We start from the raw sequence: 5177 nt of genomic DNA on the forward strand, positions 1-5177 counted from the left end.
CGTCTTTACCAGTTCGAGGAGTTCTTCTCGTGAATGAATGCCTAGTTTCTGGTTGATATGCGTTGCGTGGGAGCGTGCTGTTCCTTCGGATATTGTCAAAGCATCGCAAATATAAGGTCTGGTATGGCCTTTTGCCATAAGGCAGAATACTTCGTCTTCGCGCTCTGTTAGTTGGTGTGCCTTGACGATCTCGTCATAAATGCATCTACGCTGGCTTTCGGTTATTTCTAGAGCCTTGTCCATCAGCCGTTGGTGAGTTTTTGCATCGATGATGTTTGAGAGCGTATAACTGCTTATCAACATGGTCAGATACGTGATTCCCAGCAAAACGAAAAACGGCGTTTCACCCTGTCCTTCGATTACCTTCTCGATGCCAATCGGGAGTTCTAAAACTATCATCGTCGCAAGAAGGGCCAATTGCATCGCGGCTTTCTCCGAGAAAGAAAGTCGTGCTTCGTCCCATCCTATGCGGCTTTTGACGTCGGATACCTGTACTGAGGACAGCACAGTCCAGCAAAGCCAGCAAAGCAGGGGCATGAGTTTTTCGACTCCGCGCCCCTCGTGCCCGGTTCCCAAGAAGGGTACGATCAAAACCCCGCATGCCAAAAAGGGTGCGATGCGCAACGCGGTCGTATCGATGCGCTTTGTTCGTTTCATGTGTAGGGCGAATAGGATGATGGCGAGCAGTACTGCGATCGAGCCCAGGGGAAGACAGCCGGGCAGGACGGGTGCGATGTTCGTAGCCGCGTACGTAGAAAGCCCGATGCTGATTCCGAATACCATGCGCATGGCTAAAAACCGTACCAGCAAAGGGGTGCAGCCTGGCATGGCTTTGCGTGGCGCGTTGACCGAGATGGTGTAGAGCCCTAGGAGAAAGGGGAGGATGGCTACAATGTTTAATATGCCCGAAAGATAGATATAGCCGCTTCCTAGCGGAACGAGGGTGCTCGCTAGAAAAATCGCAAATCCTCCCAGTAGAGTAAAGAGCGCCGTGCGCTCGGCGTGTACTTTGTCAAGTACCGCAAAGTTCAATCCCCAGAACAGTACGATGCAGGCATTGCCTATTCCCACGAGTGCGGTTATTGGTTCAGAGAGGTCGATCCCCGAAGATTGTCCAATTCCGACGCAGAGCAAATACCCGACCTTAGCTCCCACGGCAGTGAGAGCGAGTCCTTTTTGGGCGCCTGGCTTGCTGAAGAAGCGCGAGAGAATCGTTGCGGCTACCATGATGAGCAGGATGCAGAGGGCGCTTTCAAAGGCGAAGGAGATACTCGTCTTGGCATTGAGATACACCGCCTGATCTCCCATAGATCGCCCAAGAATGCTTGCCGCCCAAAAGAGACTTCCTCCGAAGGTGATCCATGTATGGCTTTGCGGCTTTTTCCGAAAACCAAGATTCATCTGCCCCTCCCCCTTTTTCTTTGCGTTTTCTTTGAGGACGATACCGCATTGCTTCGGAAAGTACCTCATCCCTTGGGGATTAGCTTGCTTTTGGATGAAAAAAGCAGTGAGTATCATCCCTCGAGGGCGATGCCCTGTTGTTTTGACGTGCAATACGGTTACTTCCGTCAGTGTGCGATGGTTGCGGCTCGCAAAGAGGCGGGTGCGGCAAGGTCGCTATGGAGGAGGGTGTTATGACTGTTCAGTATAGTAGAAGGTCTTTCATGAAAGGCGCGTTGCTTTCGGCTGCTGGTGCTGCAGGGTTGGGTACGCTTGCTGCATGCGGCCAGACGCAAACAAAAGGCGGAGACGGTGTTGTGTCCTATGATGAAACGGTGGTATGGAATGGTCGCTACGACGTTGTTGTCGTTGGCTTTGGGGCGGCGGGGGCCTGCTCATCCATTACTGCCGCCGACGAAGGAGCGAGCGTGCTTCTTCTCGATAAGGCTCCGAAAGGTTTCGAGGGGGGCAATACGCGCTATTGCGGGCAGATTTTCGTTAATGGACGAGGCGATCTTGAGGCAACTCGAGCCTACTATCGCAGTCTTTTCGGAGAATTCGCAATCGATGAGGATATATTCAAGGTATATGTAGAGGGCATTGCGGGTATTGAAGACAACTTCGCTAACACCTTCAATTTGGATAAGAGCGAATTCGTTAATGCTATTGAAGGTTCGACTGCCAAAACGGCCATGTACGTTTGGGAATTCTCGCCCGAGTACCCCGAGTTCGCAGTCAACGACAGTCTCTGTGTTTCGATGCTGCACGACGGCGTGAGCGATGCTTATCTTTGGGGTATCGAGCGCCAAGCCGTAGCTGACCGCAAGGACAAGATCGACGTTTGGCTCGAATCGCCCGCAACGCGCCTTATCCAAGATCCGAAGTCTAAGACTATCCTGGGTGTTGAGGTAACCCGTAAAGGCAAGACGCTTAATATTCGAGCTGAAAACGGGGTGGTGATGACGTGTGGCGGGTTCGAGAACAATAAGCAGATGATACAGGATTACCTAGGACGATCGAAGCTGGTTCCTTTTGGAACCGTCTACAACACGGGCGACGGGCATAAAATGTGCCAGGCTGCAGGAGCGGAGTTCTGGCATATGCACGCCTTCGAGTCGGCTATGAACTTCGGCGGTGCAGGCTTCGTGTGCGAGGAGGGAAAGCAGGGCAAGACGTTTTCGGTGGCCGAGCTGACTACCGGTAGCTCTATTTTGGTCGGCACCGACGGATACCGGTTTTTCCGTGAAGACGTACCTTCGCGTCATGGGCATGTCTATCAAAACGGAGTTTGGGAAAACCCGAAATTCCCCGAACGAGTGTTTATTGTATACGATCAGACGTCTGCGGACATCGCCGTCAAATCACCGTGGTTCAAGAGCGAAGACTACCATCCCGAATCAGCGACAACTTTGGCGGAGCTTGCTCAGAAGATAGGCGCAAAGTCCGAGGTGCTTGAAAAGACCGTAGCCGATTTCAATAGCTTCGCGACAGCTGGCTACGATCCTTCGTTTTATCGTGCTGCTGAGTCGATGCGCGTATTTGACGGAGGTCCTTACTATGCTTGGGAGATTATGCCCGGGCTTTTGAATACCCAGGGCGGTCCGCAGCGCAACGGCGACGCAGAAGTGCTCGATGCGACGGGTTCGCCTATCCCTCACCTTTACTCTGCAGGCGAGTTTGGCGGTATTTGCGCGAATATGTACAATGGTGGCGGAAATATGGCGGAATGCCTGATCTTCGGACAGGTGGCTGGCAAAAACGCAGCCAAGAAGAAAGACCCGCTCGATGCCTATGTGGTCGAGGCTGTCGTCTCGGACGAGATGTACACACTCGGTAAAGAGACTGATCTTGAAGAAGGAAAATCCTACGAGACTACTCCTAATCAGTATCTCGGCAAAGGTGCTGGTATCGGTGGCGACATCGTGGTGAGGGTTACCGTGAACGGTGGCAAAATCGACAACATTGAAGTTCTTGACCATAGCGAAACGCCTGATCGTGGCGGCAAGGCACTTGAACTGCTGCAGCAGAAGGCACTCGACACCCAATCAGCTCAGATCGATGTCGTGTCGGGCGCTACCGTTACGAGCGATGCCTTCAAGGCTGCAGTCGAAGAGGCCCTGAGTCAGGCCAAGTAACATTCCGTCGCCCTTGCGGCGTCCCTCCCTTCGCTTGCGGCTCACGCAGTCTTTTAAGACGGCGTGAGCCACGAGCAATGGCCCGAGCAGCTCACCACACCCAGGCGTATTACCATCCATTTGATGAATACCAAGCTCTGAAGCAACGGCGGACGCAGGCCGCTCGGTGGGAATGATGTAGTTGGCGGTTTTGCGCCGATGTTCTTCGGTGTACCTTGTCACGGATTCGTTATTGCAAGGCTCCTTTTTCGGTAGGCACAAGATTGCTGGATTTGAGTTCAAAAATCTCTTAATCTCGTGTCCGAAAAAACGATACAGGACAACTAATCTTGTCTTTGTCGTGATGGAGGCATTGTCTCGTTGCGTAAATCGGATACTTATGGGAGAATAGCTTCCGCACTACTACGGGGGCGATTGGCGCAGCGGGAGCGCAGGTGCTTTACACGCACAAGGCCGGGGGTTCAAATCCCTCATCGCCCACCACGAAACTTGCAGGTCATCGCGTATTTTACGCGGTGGCCTTTTTTGTTTCTTGCCTCACGATCAAACGGAATGTGCCTATCGTGCGCCTATGGACACGCTAAGCCGTTTTTACATCGATTATCGGCGTGGCTTTTGATTACGCAAAGACAACTGATAAGTTCGATTGCGGGATTCACTTCTTCGTAGATGATTACCAGTTCGAGCGCCTGTGGGCTGCTCCAAAAAAATACATCGACTTGCTCAAAAAGTTCGACTGCGTTCTTACGCCTGATTTCAGCCTATACATGGACATGCCGCTCCCGATGCAGCAGTGGAACGAATACCGTCGCCGCGCACTGGGCAACCTGTGGCAGCGACACGGCATGAAGGTTATTCCGACGCTCTCATGGAGCGTTAAATCCTCATATCCGTTCTGCTTTGACGGCATACCCCATAACGCAACGGTTGCCGTGTCTACCGTTGGTGTCAAAGGCGATAAAGCGGCGTTGGAAGCATGGACTAACGGCATGTGTGAGGCGATGCGCGTTATCACGCCTAAGCGCGTGCTTCTTTATGGGGGAGATATTGGCTTTGACTTCGGCTCATGCGATGTAGTCGAGTACGCAAACTCAGTTACCGAAAGGATGGGACATGGGCGGTAGGGGAAGCGTATCGTACTCGGGGAATAATCTTTCAGAAACAATGGCTCAGATTGATGAAACCATTAAAAATTGGTCGACATATTCTGGCGTCATCCGTAGCGGGAGTATGGGGAATGGAGCAAAAGAGAACATTGAGAAGGCAACACTTTTTGATGAATATCTAGCTGGTCAATCGTACAGCGGGAGAATATACAGAGGGGTTACTGTTGATGATGCAACCCTGAAAACTCTGTTAGTTGATAAAACTATTGACCAGCTTGGCATTTCGTCGTGGTCAAAATCAAAGCAGGTTGCGCTAGGTTTTGCCTCTGAAAGCGCTGAAGAATTCCTGAATGGACGCAAGGTTATATTCGTCATGCGCGATGGGACTAAATCGGGAGCGGATATTTCATCAAAAGCAACCTACAAATCAGAGCAAGAAGTGGTTGAATTGCAATGTCAGCCGAACACCTCGATGCTGCAGGACGTTCTCGCAGTT

4 protein-coding genes and 1 tRNA gene are annotated in these 5177 nt (G+C 51.8%); 4 read left to right on the forward strand and 1 reads right to left on the reverse strand.

The window, feature by feature from the left end; genetic code table 11:
- Nucleotides 1-1554, reverse strand: a 1554-nt coding sequence (locus tag RR842_RS11750; RefSeq protein WP_332729836.1) for a helix-turn-helix transcriptional regulator, incomplete at its 3' end; no start/stop codon positions are given.
- An 80-nt stretch (nt 1555-1634) separates the two neighbouring features.
- Here RR842_RS11750 and RR842_RS11755 point away from each other — a divergent pair.
- From RR842_RS11755 to RR842_RS11770, 4 genes are all read left to right on the forward strand, one after another.
- A complete protein-coding gene (locus tag RR842_RS11755) occupies nt 1635-3575 on the forward strand; it encodes an FAD-binding protein (RefSeq protein ID WP_332729838.1) in 1941 nt (646 codons plus the stop codon).
- 408 nt (nt 3576-3983) lie between these two features.
- Nucleotides 3984-4058 (forward strand) — tRNA-Val (locus RR842_RS11760).
- 125 nt (nt 4059-4183) lie between these two features.
- Entirely contained in the window at nt 4184-4699 is a 516-nt protein-coding gene (locus RR842_RS11765) for a DUF4417 domain-containing protein (RefSeq protein WP_332729839.1), read from the forward strand.
- Nucleotides 4689-5177: hypothetical protein (locus RR842_RS11770; protein ID WP_332729841.1), on the forward strand; the 489-nt coding region annotated here is incomplete at its 3' end. The genes RR842_RS11765 and RR842_RS11770, both read left to right, overlap by 11 nt.

Source organism: Gordonibacter sp., assembly GCF_036667095.1.
In the GTDB taxonomy this organism is placed as follows: Bacteria; Actinomycetota; Coriobacteriia; order Coriobacteriales; family Eggerthellaceae; genus Gordonibacter.

What these genes read in the sequence shown, in the direction of transcription:
- RR842_RS11755 (WP_332729838.1), top strand. Translation starts at nt 1,635, where the DNA reads ATGACTGTTCAGTATAGTAGAAGGTCTTTCATGAAAGGCGCGTTGCTT.